The organism is Solwaraspora sp. WMMA2056 (genome assembly GCF_030345095.1).
Lineage (GTDB): Bacteria > Actinomycetota > Actinomycetes > Mycobacteriales > Micromonosporaceae > Micromonospora_E.
Genome location: NZ_CP128360.1, coordinates 6489059 through 6511773, shown reverse-complemented (window position 1 = coordinate 6511773; position 22715 = coordinate 6489059). Strand labels below are relative to the sequence as shown.

General features: G+C 69.7%; 17 protein-coding genes and 1 tRNA gene. 8 read left to right on the top strand and 10 right to left on the bottom strand.

What is annotated here, in order from left to right:
- Positions 1 to 136: 136 nt before the first annotated feature.
- From O7608_RS29620 to O7608_RS29610, 3 genes are all read right to left on the bottom strand, one after another.
- Positions 137 to 1465 (bottom strand): ABC1 kinase family protein, encoded by a 1329-nt coding sequence (locus O7608_RS29620; RefSeq protein ID WP_289207679.1) that lies wholly within the window; start codon positions 1463 to 1465, stop codon positions 137 to 139.
- 10 nt (positions 1466 to 1475) lie between these two features.
- Complete coding sequence (locus O7608_RS29615; RefSeq protein WP_289207678.1) at positions 1476 to 2540, bottom strand: hypothetical protein; 1065 nt, start codon at positions 2538 to 2540, stop codon at positions 1476 to 1478.
- A gap of 192 nt (positions 2541 to 2732) precedes the next feature.
- Complete coding sequence (locus tag O7608_RS29610) at positions 2733 to 2900, bottom strand: DUF5679 domain-containing protein (protein WP_281553399.1); 168 nt, start codon at positions 2898 to 2900, stop codon at positions 2733 to 2735.
- A gap of 484 nt (positions 2901 to 3384) precedes the next feature.
- Between O7608_RS29610 and O7608_RS29605 the strand changes: the two genes are divergently transcribed.
- Together O7608_RS29605 and O7608_RS29600 are read left to right on the top strand one after the other, a co-directional pair.
- Positions 3385 to 3915: a M48 metallopeptidase family protein gene (locus tag O7608_RS29605; RefSeq protein ID WP_289207677.1), complete on the top strand. Its 531-nt coding sequence runs from the start codon at positions 3385 to 3387 to the stop codon at positions 3913 to 3915.
- Positions 3916 to 4030: 115 nt separating this feature from the next.
- Entirely contained in the window at positions 4031 to 4621 is a 591-nt protein-coding gene (locus O7608_RS29600) for a hypothetical protein (protein ID WP_289207676.1), read from the top strand.
- Positions 4622 to 4647: 26 nt separating this feature from the next.
- Here O7608_RS29600 and O7608_RS29595 read toward each other — a convergent pair whose 3' ends face one another.
- Positions 4648 to 5946: a zinc-dependent metalloprotease gene (locus O7608_RS29595; RefSeq protein ID WP_289207675.1), complete on the bottom strand. Its 1299-nt coding sequence runs from the start codon at positions 5944 to 5946 to the stop codon at positions 4648 to 4650.
- 126 nt (positions 5947 to 6072) lie between these two features.
- Between O7608_RS29595 and O7608_RS29590 the strand changes: the two genes are divergently transcribed.
- From O7608_RS29590 to O7608_RS29580, 3 genes are all read left to right on the top strand, one after another.
- Entirely contained in the window at positions 6073 to 7095 is a 1023-nt protein-coding gene (locus O7608_RS29590; protein WP_289207674.1) for a YlbL family protein, read from the top strand.
- 131 nt (positions 7096 to 7226) lie between these two features.
- Positions 7227 to 10223 carry a UPF0182 family membrane protein gene (locus tag O7608_RS29585; protein WP_289207673.1) on the top strand — a complete coding sequence of 999 codons (2997 nt, stop codon included), beginning with the start codon at positions 7227 to 7229 and terminating at the stop codon, positions 10221 to 10223.
- A gap of 186 nt (positions 10224 to 10409) precedes the next feature.
- A tRNA-Met gene (locus O7608_RS29580) sits at positions 10410 to 10486 on the top strand.
- 150 nt (positions 10487 to 10636) lie between these two features.
- Here the strand turns inward: O7608_RS29580 and O7608_RS29575 are convergent.
- From O7608_RS29575 to O7608_RS29550, 6 genes are all read right to left on the bottom strand, one after another.
- Complete coding sequence (locus O7608_RS29575; protein ID WP_289207672.1) at positions 10637 to 11482, bottom strand: hypothetical protein; 846 nt, start codon at positions 11480 to 11482, stop codon at positions 10637 to 10639.
- A gap of 66 nt (positions 11483 to 11548) precedes the next feature.
- On the bottom strand, positions 11549 to 12262 hold the full coding sequence (locus O7608_RS29570) for a hypothetical protein (protein WP_289207671.1): 714 nt from the start codon (positions 12260 to 12262) through the stop codon (positions 11549 to 11551).
- 74 nt (positions 12263 to 12336) lie between these two features.
- The gene (locus O7608_RS29565; protein ID WP_289207670.1) at positions 12337 to 13131 is read right to left on the bottom strand and encodes a 2OG-Fe(II) oxygenase; all 795 of its coding nucleotides are present in this window, start codon (positions 13129 to 13131) and stop codon (positions 12337 to 12339) included.
- Positions 13132 to 13169: 38 nt separating this feature from the next.
- Positions 13170 to 13952 (bottom strand): HpcH/HpaI aldolase family protein, encoded by a 783-nt coding sequence (locus O7608_RS29560; RefSeq protein WP_289207669.1) that lies wholly within the window; start codon positions 13950 to 13952, stop codon positions 13170 to 13172.
- Positions 13949 to 14785: a hypothetical protein gene (locus O7608_RS29555; RefSeq protein ID WP_289207668.1), complete on the bottom strand. Its 837-nt coding sequence runs from the start codon at positions 14783 to 14785 to the stop codon at positions 13949 to 13951. Before O7608_RS29555 ends, O7608_RS29560 begins: the two co-directional genes overlap by 4 nt.
- 94 nt (positions 14786 to 14879) lie before the next feature.
- The gene (locus O7608_RS29550) at positions 14880 to 15713 is read right to left on the bottom strand and encodes an SDR family NAD(P)-dependent oxidoreductase (protein WP_289207667.1); all 834 of its coding nucleotides are present in this window, start codon (positions 15711 to 15713) and stop codon (positions 14880 to 14882) included.
- Positions 15714 to 16075: 362 nt separating this feature from the next.
- Here O7608_RS29550 and O7608_RS29545 point away from each other — a divergent pair, with 362 nt between their 5' ends.
- The 3 genes from O7608_RS29545 to O7608_RS29535 are packed head-to-tail and all read left to right on the top strand — an operon-like array spanning position 16076 to position 22586.
- Entirely contained in the window at positions 16076 to 19573 is a 3498-nt protein-coding gene (locus O7608_RS29545) for a DEAD/DEAH box helicase family protein (RefSeq protein ID WP_289207666.1), read from the top strand.
- On the top strand, positions 19570 to 21039 hold the full coding sequence (locus O7608_RS29540) for a restriction endonuclease subunit S (RefSeq protein ID WP_289207665.1): 1470 nt from the start codon (positions 19570 to 19572) through the stop codon (positions 21037 to 21039). The genes O7608_RS29545 and O7608_RS29540 overlap by 4 nt, the downstream gene beginning before the upstream one ends.
- Positions 21036 to 22586 (top strand): class I SAM-dependent DNA methyltransferase, encoded by a 1551-nt coding sequence (locus O7608_RS29535; RefSeq protein ID WP_289207664.1) that lies wholly within the window; start codon positions 21036 to 21038, stop codon positions 22584 to 22586. Before O7608_RS29540 ends, O7608_RS29535 begins: the two co-directional genes overlap by 4 nt.
- Positions 22587 to 22715: the final 129 nt, after the last annotated feature.

Sequence of the window (22715 nt, the reverse complement as noted above, 5' to 3'; positions counted from 1 at the left end):
CGGGCGCTGACCGCGCCGGTGGCGCACCGCATGCGGTGCGCCACCGGCAGCACCTACGACACCATCGACTACCGGGCCGCGCAGTGCACGCACTGCGCGGCCCGCACGCTGTCGGAGTTCACCGTCCTGCGCTGGTTCAGTCCACCGGTGCGAAGCCCGGCAGCCACCGCTGTACGACCTCGCGGTACGCCGCCCTCGCCTCCAGTTGGCTGAGCACCCCGATCGAGCCGAGCGTGACCCGGTGGATCAGCAGGTACGCCGGCGGCAGGTTCAGGTGCCGGCTCAACTGGTACGCCGGTGACTTCGGGTTGGCCAGTCGGGCCGCCTCCTCCCGCAGCCACTGCCGGGTGAACTGGAACTCCTCGGCGGCCAGCGGCGCCAGCATCGGCAGCAGGAACTCGAGCACCGCGGGCGCGTCGATCGGATCGTCGGGCTTGATGAAACCCTCGTCGCGCAGCCCGGCCACCACCGCGTCGGCGTCGCCGTCGAGGGCCAGCCGGACCAGCCGCCCGATCGGCTCGGGGTGCCCGCCCGGCAGCCGGGCGACCGCCCCGAAGTCGACCACCCCGAGCCGGCCGTCGGCCATCAGCCGGAAGTTGCCCGGATGCGGGTCGGCGTGCAGCAGCCCGGCCCGCGCCGGTGCGGAGAAGTGCAGCACCGCCATCAGCAGCCCGGCCCGGTCCCGTTCCTCGGCGCTGCCCGCTGAGATGATCTTCGACAGCGGCGTACCGTCGATCCACTCGGTGACCAGGACCCGGGGTGCCGCGGCCAGCACCGCCGGCACCCGGATCTGGTCGTCGTCGGCGTACGCCGACGCGAACGCCCGTTGCGACTCGGCTTCCAGCTCGTAGTCCAACTCCTCGGCGAGCCGGTCCCGCAACTCGTTGAGCAGTGGTTTGATGTCCAGCCCCGGCTGGATCGCCCGGAACATGGCGCTCAGCCGGGACAGCTGTTTGAAATCGGCGAGCAGCGCGTCGCCGGCCCCCGGATACTGCACCTTGACCGCGACCGGTCGGCCCTCGGGTGAGCCGTCGTGCCAGCGGGCCCGGTGCACCTGCCCGATGCTGGCGGCGGCGGCCGGGTGGTCGTCGAACTCGACGAACTTCTCCCGCCAGTCGGCGCCGAGCTGCTCGGCGAGGACCTTGTGCACGCTGCCGGCCGGCAGCGGCGGGGCCGCCTCCTGGAGCTTGGTCAGCGCCTGCCGGTACGGTGCCGCCAGCTCCTCGGGCAGCGCCGCCTCGAACACCGACAGCGCCTGGCCGGCCTTCATCGCACCGCCCTTGAGCTGTCCGAGGACGCTGAACAACTGCTCGGCGGTGCGTTCCTGGATCTCGGTGGAGATCACGTCGGAGGCGAGCCCGGTGACCCGCTTGCCCAGCCCCAGGACGGTACGGCCGGCGAAGCCCAGCGGCAGCGCGGCGAGCTTGGCGGTCCTGGACACGGCCCAGCGCGGGATATCGGTCACCTGGCCATTGTTACCGACGATCGCGTACGGTGACCCCTCCCTGAACGTGGCTCATGCCACGGCGGGGGGCCGGCCGGCGCTGGCAGGGGCAGCGCGGGTGCACCGACCAGGCCCGTCGGCGCAGCTGGGCGGGGGCGTGCACCTCGACCGCCGCTCCGATGGTCTCCGGGCTCCCACCGTCGACGAAACTCAGGATCTCGGCGGTGCCGATGCTCACGGCGGCGAGCAGCGTGGCGGCGTCACAGGTGGTCGCCGGGCCGATCGCGCACAGCTGGGCGGCGAGCTGCCGCCAGCCCGGGTCGCGGTCCTGTCGGTGCAGGTCGAGGCAGTGTAGACAGGGCGCGCCGGGGGTGGGTACGAGCGGGCCGACCACCGGCGTACGGTCCCGGACGTCGATCAGCAGGTGCGCCTGCCGGCGGCGGGCGAGGCCCGCCGCGACCAGGTTGGCCGGGCGGTCGACGCCGAGCAGGACGACCAGGTCGGCCGGGCCGAGCGGGCCGGGCCGCACCGGGGCGGTGCGGGTCTCCGGGGCGACCTGCTCGACCGCGCGGGCGACGTCGTCACGGACGTGTTCCGGTGTGGGCAGGTCGAGGCCGAGGTGCCCGATCCCGGATTCGGCCAGGGTGACGGCGAGCGGTCGGACGAGCCGGCCCCTACCGGTCAGCACGATCCGGGCGCGCTGGCGGCGCCGGAGGATCTGGGCGGGCGTGGCAGGGCTGCCCGGCCGGCGCAGCGCCAGTGCGGTCGCTTCGGTGGTGAGCCGGCGTCGGGCCGGTGCGGGCAGGTTGGCCGGGAGCAGGGTGTGCGCGCCGACGACGAGTCCGTTGCCGGCGAGCGTGTCGAGCAGCTGCTGCGCCTGCTCACGGGGGATCCCGAGCCGGCCGGCGACGTCGAGGACGGCGCGGGCGGGGCGACTGCCGTCGAGGGTGTCGAGCAGCCGGGACAGGGCCGGGTCGGGGAGTTCGAGCAGCACGGCGTGGCGTGGGTCGGCGCCGAGCTGCAGGGTGTGCGGATCGCGCCAGAGGCGGGCCAGGCCGGGCAGCAGGGTCGGCCGGAGCAGGGGGTCGGCGGTCATGGATGACAGACTGTCACCGTAACGGAACGGTGTGCGGATCGTTGTCCACAGCCGGCGGCCGCCGTGCCCTCGGTTGTCCACAGGAATCGGCGAGTTTTCCACAACCCGTCGGTAACTCTGTCGGTGGGTGTCGTCACCGACGGTGCGCAGCGGGAAGGGGCGGCCGTAGCCGCCCCTTCCCGCAGCGCCGGTTCAGACCTTGGCCTTGCCCAAGATCCGGTTCACTGTTGTGCCACAGACCGGGCACTTGCCCTTGGCCATGTTCATCCCGGTCTTCGACACCGCGACGGTGCCCTCGAAGTCGCGCTTTTCCTTGCACTTCACGCAGTAACCGTTGTAGGTCTGGGCCTGGTCGGCCACGGTGCCCCTCCTCGTCTCGTCGCCGGGTGGTTGCAGACCCGGCGTGCACCCGCGCGCGGCCACCGTTGCGGCGCCGCGCGCTGGGATTTCTCCGCGGCCACTGTTGACCGCCGGTCCGCGGACCCTACCCAGGACTGGGCGGTTCCATGTCAACAATTCGCCGACACTGTGAGTAAGTCGACGTCGAGAGTGTGCATGCCGGAATACATCGGATAAGTCAGATTCGCAGTGACACGCCGGTAGAAGCTCCGCGAGTGCCCTGTCGGCGGGGGGGGCGGAGGTGAAAAGTTCTTCGCGATCGCCTACGGTGATCCATAGCGGCTCGGGCGCCAGGTGGGGCGGTCGAGTGGTTAACTTTTTTCGCGACAATCGCCCCCAAAAGGGGTGATTCCGGCGCGCTACACCGTGTTGCCTCTTGCGTTCACCTGGTCAGTACGGATTAGCGTGCCATCGTGAGCGAAACCCGGGGCTGCGCGGGCCGCTGATGGCGGGGGCGCGCAAGCCGGTCGTCGAGGTGCGGCGCAGTCAGCGCCGGCGCCGGACGGTGTCCGCGTACCGGGAAGGCGAACGGGTCGTCATTCTCATCCCGGACCAGTTCTCCCGGGCCGAGGAGAGCGAGTGGGTCGACCGGATGCTCGCCCGCCTCGCCGCCCGCGAGGAGCGACTGCGCCGCTCGGACAGCGAACTCGTCGGCCGGGCCCGCCGGCTCGTCGACCGCTACCTGCCCGAGCACGCCCGGGTGGCCGAGCTCGCCACCGTGCGCTGGGTCACCAACCAGAACAGCCGCTGGGGGTCGTGCACCCCGGCGGACCGCACCATCCGCATCTCCCACCGGATCCAGGAGATGCCCGACTGGGTGATCGACTACGTGCTGCTGCACGAACTGGCGCACCTGGTCGTGCCGAGCCACAACGCCCGCTTCTGGGAGCTCGTCGGCCGCTACCCCAAGGCCGAGCGGGCCCGTGGCTACCTGGAGGGCGTGGCCGCCGCCACCGGCTTCGTCCTGGCCGACTGACGGCCCCGACCCCAGCCGCACGGCCCCGAACCCAGCCGTACCGTCCCGACCCCAGCCGCACGGCGCCGGCACTGCCGCACCGGCAGCGACCGGCGCCCCGCACTAGAGTGGGCGGGTGCGTCGTGCCGTGGTGATCCTGCTCAGCCCGGTCGGCTGGTCGCCGCCCGGCACCGACCTCGCCACCTGGCGGGCCGCCCTGGCCGAGGACATGGTCGACCTGCTCGCCACCCTCAGCCAGCTGGAACCAGCGATCGCCGCCGTCGCCGAGGACCTGCCGCTGGCCCGGTCGATCGCCTGGCCGGACATGCCGATCCACACCCTGCCGGAGGCCTCGGTCAGCGCCGCGCTGACCGCCACGGCGGCCGCCGGCTACGACCAGGCGGCGGTGCTCGCGGCGGACGCCCCCGACCTGCCGGGCCTGCTGATCGGCAAACTGCTGCGGCCGATCACCACCAGACCGGTGGCGGTCGCACCGGCGTACGGCGGCGGACTGCTCGGTGTGGCCGCCCGCCTACCGGCCCCGGACTGGCTGCCACCGCTGGAGCTGACCGCCGACCCGGAGTCGCTCCGCGCCGCCGCGCCGCGCCGGGCGCTGGTGGCGGTGACACCGGCGTGGCACCGGTTGCGGGGCCCGGCCGACCTGGCCGCCCTCGACCCGGCGGTCGAGGGCTGGGAGACCACCCGGTCCCTGCTGACCGCCGGCTGAGCACCGCGCCGACACCGGCCGAACGCCTACTCCGGCTTGTCCGGTCCGGCCTGCGGCGTGTCCGGTCCGGCGTCCGGCGCGTCCGGCCGGGCCGGTGGTTCCGGCGGTGCCGAGCTGAAGTCGATGTCGCCGATATCGAAGTCGAACGTGGCACGCGCGAACGCGTCCGGGTCGGCGAAGTCGGCGTCCGACGGCAGCAGATCCGGGTGGCTCCAGACCGCGTCCCGCCCGTCGACACCCCGGTGGGTGGTCAACGCGGCCCACAACGCCGCGGCCTCCCGCAGCCGGCGGGGCCGCAGCTCCAACCCGACCAGCGCGGCGAAGGTCTGCTCCGCCGGCCCGCCGGCGGCGCGCCGCCGGCGGAACGCCTCGGCCAGCTTCACCACGTTCGGCAGCCGGTCGGCCGACGCGCTGTCCACGACGTGGCCCACCCAGCCCTCGATCAGGGCCAGTACGGTCTCGATCCGGGCCAGCGAGGCCTTCTGCGCGGCGGTGTCCTCCGGCGTGAAGATCCCCTCCATGGCGATCTCCTGCATCGACTCCGGGTTGGTCGGGTCGACCCGACCGAGCGCGTCCTCGATCGCCTCCCGGTTGACGGTGATCCCCGAGGCGTACGTCTCCACCGCCGCCAGCACGTGCCCGCGCAGCCACGGGACGTGCTCGAACAGCCGCTGGTGGGCGGCCTCGCGCAGCGCCACGTAGAGGCGGACCTCGTCCTCGGGCAGTTCGAGCCCGGCACCGTACGCCTTGATGTTGGCCGGCAGCAGCGCGGCCGTGCCGGCCGGTCCCAGCGGTAGCCCGATGTCGCTGGCCGAGAGCACCTCGGTGGCGAGCGAGCCGAGCGCCTGACCGAGCTGGCCGCCGAACAGCGCGCCGCCGAGCGTCGTCATCATCGCCTGCATCGGCCCGAGCTGGCCGCGCGCCTCGGGCGGCACCAGGTCACCCATCGCGCCGACCATCCGCCCGGCCACCGGGTCGCAGAGCTTGCGCCAGACGTCCAGCGTCCGGTAGATCCACTCGTTGCGGTTCCACGCCACCGACGTGCGGATCCCCGACGGCAGCGCCGCCGACGACTCCAGCCACAGGTCGGCCACGCGCAGCGCCTCGGAGACGGTGTGCCACTCGTGCGGGTTGACCGCCGGGTCACCCTGGGCGGAGAGCTGGCTGGCCGCCACCTGGCGGGCCAGATCCCAGTTCACCGGGCCGCTGCCCGGCGCGGCGAGTAGTTGCTGCAGCTGCGCCATGAACTGCTGCAGCTGCTGCGGGTCGTTGGGGTCTGGCGGCTGGCCTCCGGGATTCTGGAAGCCGAACGGAATATCAGGCACGTCCCCCACGGTACGCGGCCGGCGCGGCCGGACAGGCCAGCTGAGTTCCGCTCAGCGCGAAGCGGACCGGGTGGGAACCCCGGCTGCGGCGGCGTCCGACGCGACGGCGATCGGTACGCTCGGCGCATGAGACGTCGCGGTGTCACGGTCCTCCTCGGCGCGCTGCTCACCGCACTGCTCGCGTACGGGGTCTTCGCCGCCCCGGTGCCGTACGTGGTGCTCGGCCCCGGCCCGACGGTGGACACCCTCGGTGCCGACGACGGCGAGGACGTCATCCAGATCTCCGGCATCGACACCTCCACCTCGGCGGGCCAGCTGCGGCTGACCACGGTCGGCGTACGGCCCAACGTGGGGTTGCGGGAGGCGATCGCCGGCTGGTGGAGCGACTCCGAGGCGGTCGTGCCGTACGACGTGATCTACCCGCCGGGGCAGACCCGTGAGCAGGTCGAGGAGCGCAACGCGGAGGACTTCGCCGCCTCGCAGACCAGCGCCGAGACCGCCGCGCTGCGCCAACTCGGCTACCCGGTGCAGGTGCTGGTGCGGGCGGTCACGCCGGACGGGCCGTCGGTCGGGGTGCTGCAGACCGACGACGTGATCACCTCGGTCGACGGTGCCCCGGTCACCTCGGCCACGCAGCTGACGGAGCTGATCCGGGCGCAGCCGGTCGGGACGACGTTGACCGTCGGCTACACCCGCGCCGACCAGCCGGGCACCGCCGAGATCACCACCCGGGCCACCGACGGCGGCCCGCCCCGGATCGGTGTCGAGATCACCGAGGACCAGCCCCGGCCGTTCGAGCTGACCATCGACCTGGACGAGATCGGCGGGCCCAGCGCCGGGCTGATGTTCGCCCTGGGCATCATCGACAAGATCGAGGCGGAGGACCTCACCGGCGGCAAGATCATCGCTGGTACGGGCACCATCGACGCGCAGGGCAACGTCGGCGCGATCGGCGGCATCCCGCAGAAGCTGGTCGGGGCGAAGTCGGCTGGTGCAGTGGCGTTCCTGGTGCCCGAGGCGAACTGCGCCGAGGCGGTGGCGAACGCCGTACCGGATCTGCCGTTGCTGCGGGTGGCGACGCTCGACGAGGCGCTCGACGCGCTGGCGGACCTGCGCGCCGGGCGCCAGCCGACGCTCTGCGACGGCTGACACCACCGCCGGGCGCGGGCGGCTGACACCGGTCAGGTCGACCTCAACCGGCCCTGAGGTGGACACACCCCGTAGTCTTGGTCCCTGATCGCCAGCGGATCACACCAACGTGCGGAGTGCCAATCGTGGTCATGCGTAGCAGCCCTATGCCCGGAATGAGCCGTCGTGGCCGCGTCACGGTCGGCGTACTGATCGGGATCTTCCTTCTCTTCACCCTGCTCGGTTGGGGGGTGAACGCCTGGACCGACTGGTTGTGGTACCAGGAAGTGGACTTCACCGGGGTCTTCACCGGCGTGCTGTTCACCCGGCTGCTGCTGTTCGCCGTCGTCGGGCTGGCGGTCGCCCTGGTCATCGCCGTCAACCTGTGGCTGGCGTACCGGCTGCGGCCCACCCTGCGCCCGCACTCGCCGGAACAGGTCAGCCTGGAGCGGTACCGGATGCTGCTGACGCCGCGCATCGGCGTCTGGATCGCGGTGCTGTCGGCGCTGGTCGGCCTCTTCGCCGGGCTCTCCGCGCAGAACCGCTGGAGCCAGTGGCTGCTGTTCCGCAACTCCCAGGAGTTCGGCATCACCGACCCGGAGTTCGGCATCGACATCGGCTTCTACGTGTTCGAGTACCCGTTCCTGCGCTACCTGCTCGGCCTGGCGTTCACCGCCGTGGTGCTGTCGGTGCTCGGCGGCCTGGCGATGCACTACATCTACGGCGGCGTACGCCTGCAGGGCATTGGCGACCGGATGACGAACGCCGCGCGGGCCCACCTGACCACGCTGGTCGCGGTCTTCGTGTTGCTCAAGGCCGTGGCGTACGTGCTGGACCGGCGCGGCATGCTGCTGGAGTACAACGAGCAGGCCCGCATCTACGGAGCCGGCTACGCCGACATCAACGCGCTGCTGCCGGCCAAGGAGATCCTGGCCTACATCTCGATCGTGGTGGCGATCGCGATCATCGTCTTCTCCAACGCGGTGATGCGCAACCTGGTCTGGCCGGGCATCTCGCTGGCCCTGCTGGGCATCTCGGCGGTGGCGATCGGCGGCATCTACCCGTGGGCGGTGCAGACCTTCGAGGTCAACCCGAGCCTGCGGGACAAGGAGGCCCAGTTCATCGAGCGCGGCATCGTCGCCACCCGGGAGGCGTTCGGGCTCGACATCAGCGAGCAGACGCCGTACCCGGCGACGAACCTGACGCCGCCGGAGAGCCTGGCCACCGACACGGCCGTGGTGCCCAACATCCGGCTGCTGGACCCGCAGCTGGTCTCCGAGACCTACACCCAGTTGCAGCAGGTCCGTGGCTTCTACGACTTCGGCACGAAGCTGGACATCGACCGCTACACCATCGACGAGCAGACCCAGGACTACGTCGTGGGCATGCGGGAGATCAACTACGGCGAGCTGACCGAGCAGCAGAGCAACTGGATCAACCGCCACACGGTCTTCACCCACGGGTACGGCATGGTCGGCGCGCCGGCCAACCGGGTGGTCTGCGGCGGGCAGCCGTACTTCGTCTCCGGCTTCCTCGGTGACCAGGCCCAGGAGCAGTGTTCGTCGTCGACCGAGGAGATCCCGGTCGAGCAGCCGCGGATCTACTACGGCGAGCAGATGGACGGCACCGACTACGCGATCGTCGGCTCGCCCGGCGACACCAACGTCGAGTTCGACCGGCCGACCTCCAGCGGCGGCGAGCAGTACTACACGTACACCGGTTCCGGCGGCGTCGAGGTCGGTTCGTTCGGCCGCAAGCTGCTGTACGCGATCAAGGAGCAGGAGACCAACTTCCTGCTCTCCGAGGCGGTCAACGAGAACTCGAAGCTGCTGTACGTGCGTAACCCCCGCGACCGGGTGGAGAAGGTCGCGCCGTTCCTGACGCTCGACGGCGACCCGTACCCGGCGGTGGTCGACGGGCGCATCCAGTGGATCGTGGACGGCTACACCACCTCGGCGACCTACCCGTACTCGGAGCGGGTCAACCTGCAGGTGGAGACGGCCGACGAGCTCACCGGCCAGGGCACGTTCGTGCTGGCCCGGGAGAACGTCAACTACATCCGCAACTCGGTCAAGGCCACCGTCGACGCCTACGACGGCACGGTGCGGCTGTACGAGTTCGACGAGAACGACCCGGTGCTCAAGGCGTGGAACGCGGCGTTCGGCGGTGACCTGGTGATCCCGAAGGCGGAGACGCCGCAGTCGCTGGTCGACCACTTCCGCTACCCGGCGGACCTGTTCAAGGTGCAGCGCAACCTGCTGGCCCGCTACCACGTCACCAACCCGGCGGAGTTCTTCTCCGGGCAGGACTTCTGGGAGGTGCCCAACGTCCCGGACGCCCCGGACACCGAGGTCAAGCAGCCGCCGTACTACCTGCTGACCCAGTGGCCGGAGCAGGACGAGCCACGCTTCCAGCTGACCTCGGCGGTGACCCCGGCCGGCCGGCAGAACCTGGCCGCGTTGATCTCCGGTTCGTACGTCGACGGGCAGCCGCAGCTGCAGGTGCTGGAGCTGCCGGACCAGACGGCGATCTCCGGCCCGGTGCAGGTGCACCAGCGGATGACCAACAACGCGGCGATCCGCCAGCAGCTGAACCTGCTCTCGTCCAACCAGGCGCAGGTGCAGTACGGCAACCTGCTGTCGCTGCCGTTCGGCAACGGCATGCTCTACGTCGAGCCGGTGTACGTGAAGAGCAACCAGACGAACGCGTACCCGTTGCTGCAGCGGGTGCTGCTCTCCTACGGCGACGGCGGTTCGTACGTGGTGCTCGCCAACAGCGTGCAGGACGGCATCCGGCAGCTGATCGAGCAGGCTGAGCAGGGTGGCGCGCCGACGACACCGCCGGAGGGTGAGGAAGGCGAGGGCGAGGGTGAGGAGCCGGGTGGCACCCCGACGCCGCCGACGCCTCCGCCGACGACGCCGACCGATCCGGGTCTGGTGACGCCGGAGCTGCAGGCGGCCGCCGCCGAGGTCAGTGCCGCGATCGACGAGGCCCGCGCCGCGCAGGCGGCAGGTGACTTCCAGCGGTACGGCGAGGCGCTGGCCCGGCTGGACGCGGCGATGACGGCGTTCCAGGAGGCCCAGCGGGCGGCCGGGATCGGTGGCGCCGCCGCTCCACCCCCCGCCGCCGATCCTTCTCCCACCGGCTGACCTCGCCTGCCCCGGCTGACCCCTGCCGACTGACCCACTGCCCCCGCGATCTTGCACTTATCGAGAAGATATGTCCGGATTGTCCAACGATAAGTGCAAGATCGCCGGGATCTTGGGTGGTGTGGCGGGGGAGTTGGGGGTCGTTTTGCGGCGGCCGGACGGTGTGCGCTAGTGTTAACGCATCGCCGCGGGGTGGAGCAGCTCGGTAGCTCGCTGGGCTCATAACCCAGAGGTCGCAGGTTCAAATCCTGTCCCCGCTACCACGGTGAACGGCCCGCCAGGGAGTCCCTGGCGGGCCGTTTCGTGTGCATACCGTCTTGCGTCCCAGGCCTAGATGACGACGGCGGCGGCAGCGCCTGGGCCCAGACGACGACGGCGGCGGCAGCGCGCCTGGGCCCAGACGGCAGCGCCAACTAACTCCGTAGCGATTCGGCGATGTCGAGCAGCTGGCCGATCGTGCGGGAAGTGACGGTGTTGTCCGGGAGTTTGCCGGTGTCGGCCCGGAACCGTCGGCGCAGCTCGGCGGTGACCGTCGGGCCGTCGCCGCAGAGCAGCTCGACCAGCGCGGTGTCCTTGGCTTCGGTGGGCAACCCGGCCACCCAGTCGGCCAGTTCGGCCGAGTCGGCCGAGTCGGCGGCTGTCTGCGCCGTCACCGGGGCGCTGGCCTGGGCCGCCGCCGCGATCAGATCGGGGTCGATCCGCAGGAACTCGGCGAATTCGCGGAGCGGACCGGTGAGCCGACCGAGTCCGGCCGGCACCGGCGGCTCGGTCGCTTCGTCGCCGAACTCGCCGCCCTGGATGAGGAACAGCCAGGCCAGGTAGAGGGCGCGATGGTCGCCGACGGCGAGTTGATCGCGGATGCCGACGATGTCGGCGAGCCAGCCTTCACCGTCGCGGTCGACGCTGTCGTCGGAGTCCTCATCGGTGCTGGTGAAGTTGAGGATGAGGTGGTCGTCCGACTGGTACGCCTCGGCCGGCTCGGCCCAGCAGTACTGCTGGGCGGTGGTCAGGTCGAGCAGCCGCAGCGGCAGCCGGAGCGCCAGTTGCCGGGTGCCCCAGTTGGCGAAGTAGAGGTGCGCGTCGAAGTACTCCTCGACCATGGCCATGGGCTCGGCCTTGAGGTCACCCCACTCGTACGAGTTGGTGAAGCTGGTGGCGGTGATCACCGCCCGGGTCGACAGTTCGCGGAGCTCGGCCTGCTGTTGCTTGTCCAGCGGCCGGTCGATGGCAAGGAAGTCGTAGAACTGATACTCGCTCACCGGGCCATCATTCACCCGGCCGGTGCCGGTGTCTGCCCCGGGCAGGGCGGCTGCCCGGCGCCGTGCCTACCATTCCCGCCACAGGGCGGTGAAGAGCAGGGCGGCGCTGGCGACGGCGAGGGTGACCGGGATCGCGCCGGCGATCCAGAGCCAGGTGTGGTCGGGTTCGACGTCGCGGGGCAGCTTCGGGTAGAGGATGCCGGCCGGGTCGACCTGGACCTTGGTCCGCTCGTCGAGCTGGAACTCGCCGACGTCGCCGGAGACGGTGAATTCCCGCCGGTCACCGTCGAGGAGCCGCATCCGGTAGGATTGGTACGGGTCCCCGAACCCCGGCAGCGGCTGGTAGGTCGGGGACACCTCGGTCACCACGGCGACGGCGGACGGCCCTATACGGAGGATTTCCCGGTCGTGGTGCGCGGAGACCGACACGCAGAAGGCGTAGCCGGCGGCGGCGACCAGCAGCACCCCGGTCAGCAGCGCCGCCCCGAGGTCGTCCTCGTCGACCAGGCGGTTGAACACGCCCATCACCCCGGCGATGCCGGCGACGGTGACCAGCGCACCGAACAGCATCGCCCATCGCAGGGCACCCTCGTCCTGGGTGATCCGTGGAACGTGCCGGCCGATCGCCCCGAAGCCGGCGACCATCGTCAGCTGGCAGGCCAGGATGGCGGCGCTGGGCGGCAGCGTCCGGCGCAGGCGGGCTCGTCGTGCACGGCGACGGTAGGCGCGGAGCCGGTCCCGCAGCGCCGCCGGGTCGACGTCTCCCGGTCCGTCGGTCACCTTGTCGACGGTAGAGGTCCGACGCCACCGTACGAGCGGGTCGCGGCGGTCAGCTCCACAGTCGCAGGGAGCGGTCAGCTCCACAGGCGCAGCGGGTCAGCCGGGTCGGCGTACCCGATGAAGCCGGACAGCGTGACGCGGCGGCCGTGGTGGGTGGGGGTGACGGCGTGCACCCGGTCGCTGCGCAGCAGCACCAGGTCGCCGGTGCGCGGTGCCAGGGACACCGCCGGTTCACCCAGCAGGTCGCGGCGGTAGCCGTAGGTGCCGGCGACGCCGTGGTCGGTCCGGTCGACCGTGTACGGGTCGACGTCCCACAGCTGCAGCAGGCCGTCGTCCTGGCCGGCTGGTGCCTGCAGGAAGAGGTTGACGCCGAGCTGGCCGGTGAAGCGGTGGGCCCCGGGCACCCGGGGCGCGGCCCGGGCCAGGATGTCCATGTGCGGCAGGGCATGTGCGCCGTCCTGCCAGACCCGCAGCATCCCGAAGACCAGCGGGGTGCCGCCGTGGCGCAGCAGTTGGCTGCCGGCCGGCCAGCTCTCGTCCAGTTCGCAGCGGAGCCGGTCGACGGGGGAGGCGTACGGGGCGCAGCTGGCCCGGACGGCGCGCAACGTGTCGGCGGCGCGGGACCGGTAGTGGGCCAGAGCTTCGGCGTCCTTCTGGGCTTCGCTGAAGGTGCCGACGTTGCTGCGGTAGATGCGGCTGGTGGTGCCGGCGGCCCGGTCCAGGTGGTCCAGCAGCGCGGGGACGACGTCGGCGCAGACCTGCGCCGGAGTGTAGCCGCGCACCCGGGCGATCAGGGCTGCCCCGCTGGTCAGTGCGTCGAGGGTAGCGGTGTCCAGGGTGGGGGAGTCCAGGATCACGGCCGTCTCCATTCAGTTGTGGTCGTCGGTCACCGGTGCTCGTCGGTGACTCACGGGTGGTCGTCCGGTTGCCACTTGCGGTGCAGGCTGTCCAGGGTGGCGCGGGCGGTGCCGGCCATCAGGCCGATGTCGGAGCCGATGGCGACGAAGCTGGCACCGTGCGCCAGTTCGTCGGCGGCGGCGTCGGCGGTGCCGGAGAAGATGCCGAACGGCACCTTCGCAGCACCGCAGGCGGCGCGGACCTGCTGTACGGCGGCACGGACCGCCGGGTCGTCGACCTTGCCGAGCCGGCCCAGGCTGCCGGACAGGTCGTACGGGCCGATGAAGACGGCGTCGTAGCCGGGTACGGCGACGATGTCGTCGATGTGGCGGACCGCCTCGGCGTCCTCGATCTGCAGGATCAGCGCGGTGGCGTCGTTGGCGCGGGACAGGTAGCCGGCCAGGTCCATGCCGTAGCCGTGGGCGCGGGCGATGCCGACGCCGCGGGTGCCCAACGGCGGGTACTTCGCGGCCCGGACCCAGCGGCGGGCGTCGTCGGCGGAGCGTACGTGCGGCACGATGACGCCGTCGGCGCCGCTGTCGAGGATCCGGGCGATCCAGCCTTCGCCGGCGACCGGGATCCGGGCGATAACGTACGCACGTCCGGCGACCGCCTGGGCGATCCGTTGAATCGCCCTGGTGTCCAGGGTGGGGGAGTGTTCGGCGTCGACGAACAGCCAGTGCATTCCGCTGATGGCGAGTGCTTCGGCGGCTTCTGGATTTTCCATCGTTACCAGGGTGCCGATCAGTGGTGGTGCGGTGGCGAGCCGGTTCGGCAGTGCGGACAGCGTCATGATCCCATTTCCCTGAGTCGGTGGAATTCGTCGGTGTCCCGCAGTTCGGGGTGCAGGTCGGCCAGCAGGTCGAGGTTCGCCGCGTAGACCCGACGACCTTCGTTGATGTGCAGGGCGGCGTGCCACAGCTTGTCGAAGTGGCCGAGCATCACCTGGGCGACAGCCTCGTTGCGAATGAGTACGGAGTCCATCGCCCCGGTGAGGTTGACCGGCGGGAACAAAAAGACGAACGACTGACCGTCCTTGACGGTGATGTGCATGCTCAGCGGGTGCAGCAGTGGCCCGGTGGTGGTCTGGCGGAACACGGCGAACGACGCGCGGCCGGTGGCGGTCAGCTCCAGCGAGCGGGCCAGCAGGAAGCGCAGCTTCTGGTTGCTGTCGATGCTGGCGATGCTGCGGAAGCTGCGCAGCGGGGAGCGTCTGGCGCGGATGTAGGCGTGCAGGCGCTGGAAGTAGACGTCGAGGTTGCTGTGTTCGCCGCGCGCCGGGGAGAGGTTGAGGGTGCTGACCGTCTCGGCCCCGATGCTGATCTCCATCAGCTTTTCGAGGAATTTTTCACTCGTGTGGAACACCTCGACGCCCTGCGCCGGCTGGTTGAGGATGCTCGCCTGCTGATCGGCGAGGTGATCGAGCCGACCATGGACGTATGCTGCAAAAGCAGTCAATGTCGCGAACATGTAGCCGATGGTCAACTCGACGGGCAGCTCCACCGGGGCGGTGGTGAACAGGTTGAAGACACCGATCGGGAGTGCGACCAGAGTGAACGCACCGAACAGCCAGAGTGATACCGTTCCCGCGACGTCGGCGTCCGGACGTCGGGAATTCTTGATCATGCAGCAGGGCCCCGGGTCCAATATCAACTGATGAAACGTGTTAGTCCATCGTCGTTAGACAATGTCCATTGCGCAAGTGTCAGTCGCGCAAGCGTCAGCCGTCGATCGACCAGTCCCCACCCGCCAGGAATCCCCCGTCCGCATAGTAGGTGTGCCCGGTCAGGAACGCGCCGGCATCGGAGGCGAGCAGCAGGAGCAGGCCGGTCATCTCGTGCGGGAGGCCGGGTCGGGCCAGCGGGACCCGGTCGAGGATCCAGTCGGCGATCGCCGGGTCCGCCCAGAGCGGCTCCGACAACGGGGTCTTCAGGAATCCCGGAGCCAGGCAGTTGACCCGGATCCGGTGCCGCCCCCACTCCGCCGCCTGCACCCGGGTGAGCTGGGACAGCGCGGCCTTGGCGGCACCGTAGACGGCGACCCGGGCCAGCCCGAAACTGCTGTTGATCGAGCCGACGTGCACGATCGAGCCGCCACCCTGGTCGATCATGTGCCGGGCGCTCGCCTGGGCCAGGAAGAACGGGACCTTCAGGTCGTTGTCCATGATCCGGTCGAAGGTGGACTGGTCGACGTCGAGCGTCGGCGACCTGCTGTTGACCGCGGCACAGTTGACCAGCACGTCGAGCCGGCCGAGACGCTCGACGGTCCGGTCGATCAGCTCCTGGCAGTCCCGCTGGTCGTGCAGGTCGACCACGTCGGTGCTGGTGTCGGCCTGTGGCGACAACGCGTCAGCGGTGACCTTCAACCGTTCGGCGTCGCGGTCGGTGAGGACGGTGTGGGCTCCGGCGGCGGCGAGGCCGGCCGCGAGCCATTGGCCGAGACCGCCGGCGGCGCCGGTGACAAGTGCGGTACGGCCGGAGAGGTCGAAGAGGTGTTTTGGATGCAGTCGTGTCAATTCGGCCAGCGATGGGACGCCTGCCTGGTGGTCCTCCATCGTGACTCCCAAACGTGAAACGTGGTCGTGATGCAGGAATATCGCGAAGATCGATCCAGGAACACTCGGGAATCATCTAGATCTGCTGATGGATGCCGCTATCAGGTGATTAGAGCATATTCGTAGTATCTGGGCTTCTTGTCTTGTGCGGTGTCGCGACCTGCGGCAACTCGTCCGGTGGCCGGGGCGGTCCGGCCAGTGGACGGGGTGGGCTGACCGTCGGCCGGGAGTGGTCTGCCCGGTGGCCCGTGGCGGCTACGCCGGCCGGTCGGTCCACACCCGCCCTTCGGTGGGGTGACAAGGATTGCCGGCGTCGATACCGTGTAGCGTTCTGCACCGCTCAACACCCTCTGTGGAGAGTTGTGGATCTTCAACGCATCCGGCTGCTCGCCAACCAGTCTGCCAACTTCGGGTTCCTTGTGGATCATCCGTTGCTGGTGTTCTACGGCGTCGGCACCGAGTCGTTGATCTACGTGGACGCCCAGGCCGCGATGTTCAAGGCGCGGGCGTTCGGCGACACTCTCGCCCGTGAGCTGGTGAATCGCACCGGCACCCGGGCCGGCAGCGACAGGTTCGTCGATCAGGTGCAGGCGCTCAACGCGGCCGGCGTACTCACACCGAAGATCAACGAGGCGTTCCACCGGCTGCGTACGGTCGGCAACCAGGCGGTGCACGACCACCTCGACCAGGTGCGGACCGCGCTGGAGCTGCTGCGCTACTGCTTCGAGTTGGGCGTCTGGTTCCACCGGGCGCTGACCAACGACCGCAGCCCGATCGGCTTCGTGCCGCCCAGCCCGCCGGCACAGCAGGTGCCGCAGCGCGTCGTCGACGGTCTGCGGGCCGAGCTGGACCGCTACCGCCACGAGCTGGCCGAGGCCAAACTGCTGCTCGACGGGCAGCCGTCGGTGGCGGCGGCGCAGGCGGCGGCCGAAGCCGCGGCCGACCGGGCGGTCACCGAGTCCGCGGCCCGCCGTACGGTCGCCGCCGAGCTGGTCGCCGACCTGGAGCCGCAGATGACGGCGGCCAGTGCGGAGTTCGCCGCCCGTGCGCCGGCGAAGGTGTCGGCGGCCAACCGCGAGGCGTTCATCAGCCGCGCCCGGCGCGCCTCGGCCGAGCCGCTCAACGAGGTGCAGACCCGGGCCGAGATCGACCGGCAGCTCACCGCCGCCGGCTGGCAGGTCCAGGACGAAACCCAGATCAATTTGTACGCGGGGACCGGTGTCGCCGTCCGGGAGGTGACCCTGGCCACCGGCCGGGCCGACTACCTGCTCTACGTACAGCAGAAGTTGGTCGGGGTGGTCGAAGCCAAGCGGGAAGGCACCGCGCCGCGTGGCGTGGAGGCGCAGCTGGACCGCTACCTGCGCGGGTTGACCGCCGCGCAGCGGATCTCGGCCTGGCGGCGGGACGCGCCGCTGCCATTCGGCTACGTCGCCACCGGCACCGAGACGGCGTTCGTCAACGGGCTGGACCCGCAGCCGCGTACGCGGGAGGTTTTTGCCTTTCACCAGCCGGAGACCCTCGCGCGCTGGATGCGCGAGGCCGACGACGACCCGTCGGCCCCGACGCTGCGGGCCCGGCTGCGGGAACTGCCGCCGCTTGCGGAGGAAGGGTTGCGGCAGGCGCAGATCGACGCGGTACGCGGCCTCGAAGGCTCCCTCGCCGCAGACAAGCCCCGGTCGTTGATCCAGATGGCGACCGGTGCAGGCAAGACGTTCATGGCGGTGACCAGCAGTTACCGGCTGCTGCACCACGCCAAGGCAGTCCGGGTGCTGTTCCTGGTCGACCGCAACAACCTGGGCCGGCAGACGCTGCGCGAGTACGCCGGCTACGCCGCGCCGGGGGATGGGCGCAAGTTCACCGAGCTGTACAACGTGGACCGGCTGGCCGGGTCGGGGATGTCGGACTCGTCGGCGGTGGTCATCTCCACGATCCAGCGGCTGTACGGCGCGCTGGTCGGGCGGGAGCTGCCGGACGTCGACGTCGACGACCAGGCGTACGACAGTTATGAGCTGGACGAACCGGCGCAGGTCGCCTACAACCCGGCGATCCCGCCGGAGGCCTTTGATCTCATCATCGTGGACGAATGCCACCGGTCGATCTACGGCAAGTGGCGGGCGGTGCTGGAGTACTTCGACGCGTTCATGGTCGGGCTGACCGCCACGCCGGTGAAGCAGACCCTCGGCTTCTTCCAGCAAAACCTGGTCTCCGAGTACACCTACGAGCAGGCCGTCGCCGACGGGGTCAACGTCGGCTTCGACGTCTACCGCATCCGCACCGAGATCACCGACGCCGGCTCGACCATCGAGGCGAAGACGGTGGTGCCGCTGCGCGACCGGCGGACCCGCGCCGAGCGCTACCAGGAGCTGGAGGAGGACTTCAGCTACGTCGGTAAGGACGTCGGCCGCACGGTGATCTCCAAGGGGCAGCTGAAACTGGTGCTGGAGACCTTCCGGGACCGACTCTTCACCGAGATCTTCCCCGGCCGCACGACCGTACCCAAGACGTTGATCTTCGCTCGGGACGACAACCACGCCGAAGAGATCGTCACCATGGTCCGCGACGTCTTCGGCCGCGGCAACGACTTCGCCACCAAGATCACGTACGCGTCGCGGCGCACCGGCGACAACCCCGACGAGCTGATCCAGGCGCTGCGCAACAGCCCGGAGCTGCGGATCGCCGTCACCGTCGACATGATCGCCACCGGCACCGACGTCCGGCCGCTGGAATGCCTGCTGTTCCTGCGCCCGGTCCGCACGGCGACCTACTTCGAGCAGATGAAAGGCCGGGGCGCCCGCACCATCGACGCCGCCGACTTCCAGGCCGTCACCCCGGACGCCCAGGTCAAGGACCGGTTCGTCATCGTCGACGCGGTCGGCGTCACCGAGCAGGAGTTGGACGAGGCGGTGCCGCTGCACCGGCGCACCGAAGCACAGATCTCACTGCGCGAACTCCTCGGCAAAGCCGGCACCCTCACCGCCGACCAGGACGAGGTCGCCACCCTGGCCGCCCGACTGGCCCGGCTAGACCGCCAACTCACCGACGACGAACGCGCCGAGCTGACCGACCTCGCCGACGGCCAACCCCTGGCCGCAATCGCCCGCCGACTCACCGACGCCGTCGCCCCCGAATCGCTGATTCCCGCGCACGAGGCCGGCCCCGACGCGGTACGCGACCTGCTCGCCGAAGCGCTCCGGCCGCTGGCCGCCGCACCGGAGCTGCGGCACCGCATCCTGGAGATCCGCCGCGCCCACGACATCACCATCGACGAGGTCAACCGGGACACGCTGCTGTCCGCCGCCGGGGTGCCGGCCGCCGAACGCGCCCAGAAGGTCGTCCGCAGCTGGCACGCCTACCTGGAGGAACACCGCGACGAGATCACCGCGCTGCAGATCTTCTTCGACGGCAAAGGCCGGGTCGACTTCGACGAGCTCAAAGAGCTGGCGACGCGGATCTCCCGGCCACCGCAGGCGTGGACCCCGGACCGGCTGTGGGAGGCGTACGTGCTGCTCGGCCGCACCGCCGAGGCACCCGGCGACCGGGGCGTCACCGACCTGATCACCCTGGTCCGCTACGAACTCGGCATCGACCAGGAGCTGCGCCCGTACCGGTCGGTCGTCGAAGAACGCTTCCAAGGATGGCTGTTGCGCCAGGAGCAGGCCGGCACCGCCTTCACCCCCGAGCAAGTCTGGTGGCTGGAAAGGATCAAGAACGTGATAGCGGCAAGCGTTGCCGTCACCCCCGACGACCTGGACGGCGCCCCGTTCACCGAACGCGGCGGCATCGACGGCTACCTCCGAGCCTTCGGCGACGACCGTGCTCAACCCCTCCTCACCGAACTCAACCAGGAACTGGCGGCATGAGCGACCTACCCCCAGGCTGGGAGTTGGCACCCCTTTCGGAAATCGTTGCCATTAACCAACGGCGCTTCGATGCCGAGCCAGACGACGATGAGCACATCTCATTCGTTCCGATGGCGTCGGTCGAAGCTGAGTCTGGGCAGTTGGATGCTTCGCAGACGGCACCCTACGGAGAGTTGAAGCAGCGATCCCTGACGCGATTTCAGGAAGGCGATGTCTTATTCGCCAAAGTGACACCATGCATGGAGAACGGCAAGATCGCGGTCGCACGTGGTCTGTCGTCCGGTCGGGGGATGGGGAGCACCGAGCTGTTCTCGCTGCGATCCCACGGGGCAATCGACCCTGACTATCTTGCCTACTACCTGCTACAGGACTCGGTCCGGCGGGACGCTGCGCGCGCGATGACCGGCGCTGTAGGGCTCAGGCGAGTTCCACGCGGCTACCTCGAGGACCTTGCCATCCCGGTCCCACCGCTCGCCGAGCAACGCCGCATCGCCGAAGCCCTGGATACGCATTTGTCATCTCTCCAGGCTGGCATGCAGCAGCTTGACCGTACAGCTGGGCGGGTGAGCCGATTCCGGGACCAGGTGATGTTGCTTGTCAGCACGGGGCAGCTCGCACGTGGCCGGGCGGCGGGACAGGCCGCGTTGGAACCAGACGGTGTTGACGATGGGGAACTGCCCGATCTCCCCGACTCCTGGTCGTGGCACCGTTTGCATGAGATCGCCGACGTCATCGGCGGTGTGACCAAGGACAGCAAGAAGCAGTCGGATCCTGACTACGTCGAGGTTCCCTACTTGCGAGTGGCGAACGTGCAACGCGCGGAGCTTGACTTGACTGCGGTAGCCCGGATCAGGGTTCCTGAGAAGAAGGCGCAGCAGCTCCGCCTGCTTCCGGGGGACGTACTCCTCAACGAGGGCGGCGACCGGGACAAGCTGGGGCGCGGGTGGATCTGGGAGGGGCAGATCCCCGACTGCATCCACCAGAACCACGTGTTTCGTGCGCGGATTCGGGACGAGATTCTGCATCCGAAGCTGCTTGCCTGGCACGCGAACGGGTTCGGTAGGAGGTGGTTCGAGGTCAACGGACTGCAGAGCGTGAACCTCGCCTCGATCAGTCTGGGGAAGATGAAGAAGTTCCCGGTGCCGGTGCCGCCGGTGGAGGAGCAAGGCGAGTTGGTGCGGCAGGCCGAGACGTACCTCTCCCTGCTGGATCAGTTGGAAACCGCGATTTCCGACGGCCTGCGCAAGGCGAGCACGTTGAGAACATCGTTGCTTGCGGAGGCGTTTGCGGGGCGGTTGGTGGAGCAGGATCCGGCGGATGAGCCGGCATCGGAGTTGCTGGCCCGCATCCGGGCGCAACGGGTGGCGGTGCCGAAGCAGCGGGGTCGGCGTACGGCCAAGGAGCTGGCAGCGCCCGCGACCAGGGCGATTGGGACCGATTTTCAGCAGGGAGAGTTGCCGCTGTGAGCAACGTGGATTCGCGCCGGCTGGTGCAGAAGCTGTGGAACTACTGCGACGTACTGCGCGACGACGGGGTCTCCACGATCGACTACGTGGAGCAGCTGACGTACCTGCTGTTCTTGAAGATGGCCCACGAGCGGGCCGAGCGTGTGTTCAAGCCGGAGCAGATCGTGCCGGCGGACCTGAGCTGGCAGACGTTGCTCGACCGCGAAGGTGTCCGGCTAGAGGTGCAGTACCGCAACATCCTGAGCGGGCTCGGGCAGGAGTCCGGCACGCTCGGCACGATCTTCCGCAAGGCGCAGAACAAGATCCAAGACCCGGCGAAGCTCAAGAAGCTGATCGTCGACCTGATCGACAAGGAGCAGTGGTCGCAGGCCGGCGTCGACGTCAAGGGCGACGCCTACGAGGAACTGCTGGCCAAGGGCGCGGAGGATGCCAAGTCGGGTGCCGGGCAGTACTTCACGCCGCGCGCGCTGATCGAAGCGATCGTCGACTGCGTGCAGCCGACCCCGGACGACACGATCACCGACCCGGCATGCGGCACCGGCGGGTTCCTGCTGTCGGCGTACGACCATATCCAGCGGCACCACGGCGACAGCCTGACCCGGGACCAGGCCCGGCACCTCGCCAACGGTGGGATCACCGGCACCGAGCTGGTCGACGGCACCGCACGGCTCGCGGCCATGAACATGCTGCTGCACGGCATCGGTACGCCGAGCGGCCCGTCGCTGATCGACGTCCGCGACTCGCTCGGGCGGGAGCCGTCGAGCAAGGTCAGCCTGGTGCTGGCCAACCCGCCGTTCGGGCGTAGCTCGTCGATCCGCATGATCGGCGAAGACGGGCGGGCCAGCCGCGAGGAGCGGGAGATCGAGCGCGCCGACTTCTGGGCGACGACGTCGAACAAGCAGCTCAACTTCGTGCAGCACATCGCCTCGATGCTGGAGATCGACGGGCGGGCTGCGGTGGTGCTGCCCGACAACGTGCTCTTCGAAGGCGGGGCGGGGGAGACGATCCGGCGGCGGCTGCTCAAGCAGTACGACCTGCACACCATGCTGCGGCTGCCGACCGGCATCTTCTACGCCGGTGGGGTCAAGGCCAACGTGCTGTTCTTCGAGCGCAAGCGCGCCCGGGAGGAGCCGTGGACCAGCAAGCTCTGGGTGTACGACTTCCGCACCAACCAGCACTTCACGCTCAAGCAGAACCCGCTGCGGCGGGAGCATCTGGAGGAGTTCGTCAGGGACTGCTACCTGCCGGGCAAGGACCGGGCCGAGCGGGTGGAGAGCGAGCGGTTCCGGGCGTACGACTACGACGAGTTGCTGAGCCGGGACAAAGTCAACCTGGACATCACCTGGCTGAAGGACGCCTCGCTGGAGGACGCCGACGCACTGCTGCCACCCGAGGTCATCGCCCAGGAGATCGTCGAAGACCTACAAGCCGCCCTACGCGAGTTCGCCGCCATCGCCGACGCGCTCACGAGTCGCGCTGCAGTGAATGCGCTACCTTTGCAGAAGTCGGAGTCAAGAGTTCCTGATGCAAATACTACTTTGCAGTAGAGTGGAAAGAATGCGGTGCCCACTCCAGACGGGAGTGCGCTCTCTCTGCAAAGATCCGGTTTCTGGTGCCTTGTTGGTTGTGGTTAGTCTGACAAGCCTCTCCGACAATCCAAGAACAGTCCGGCTATG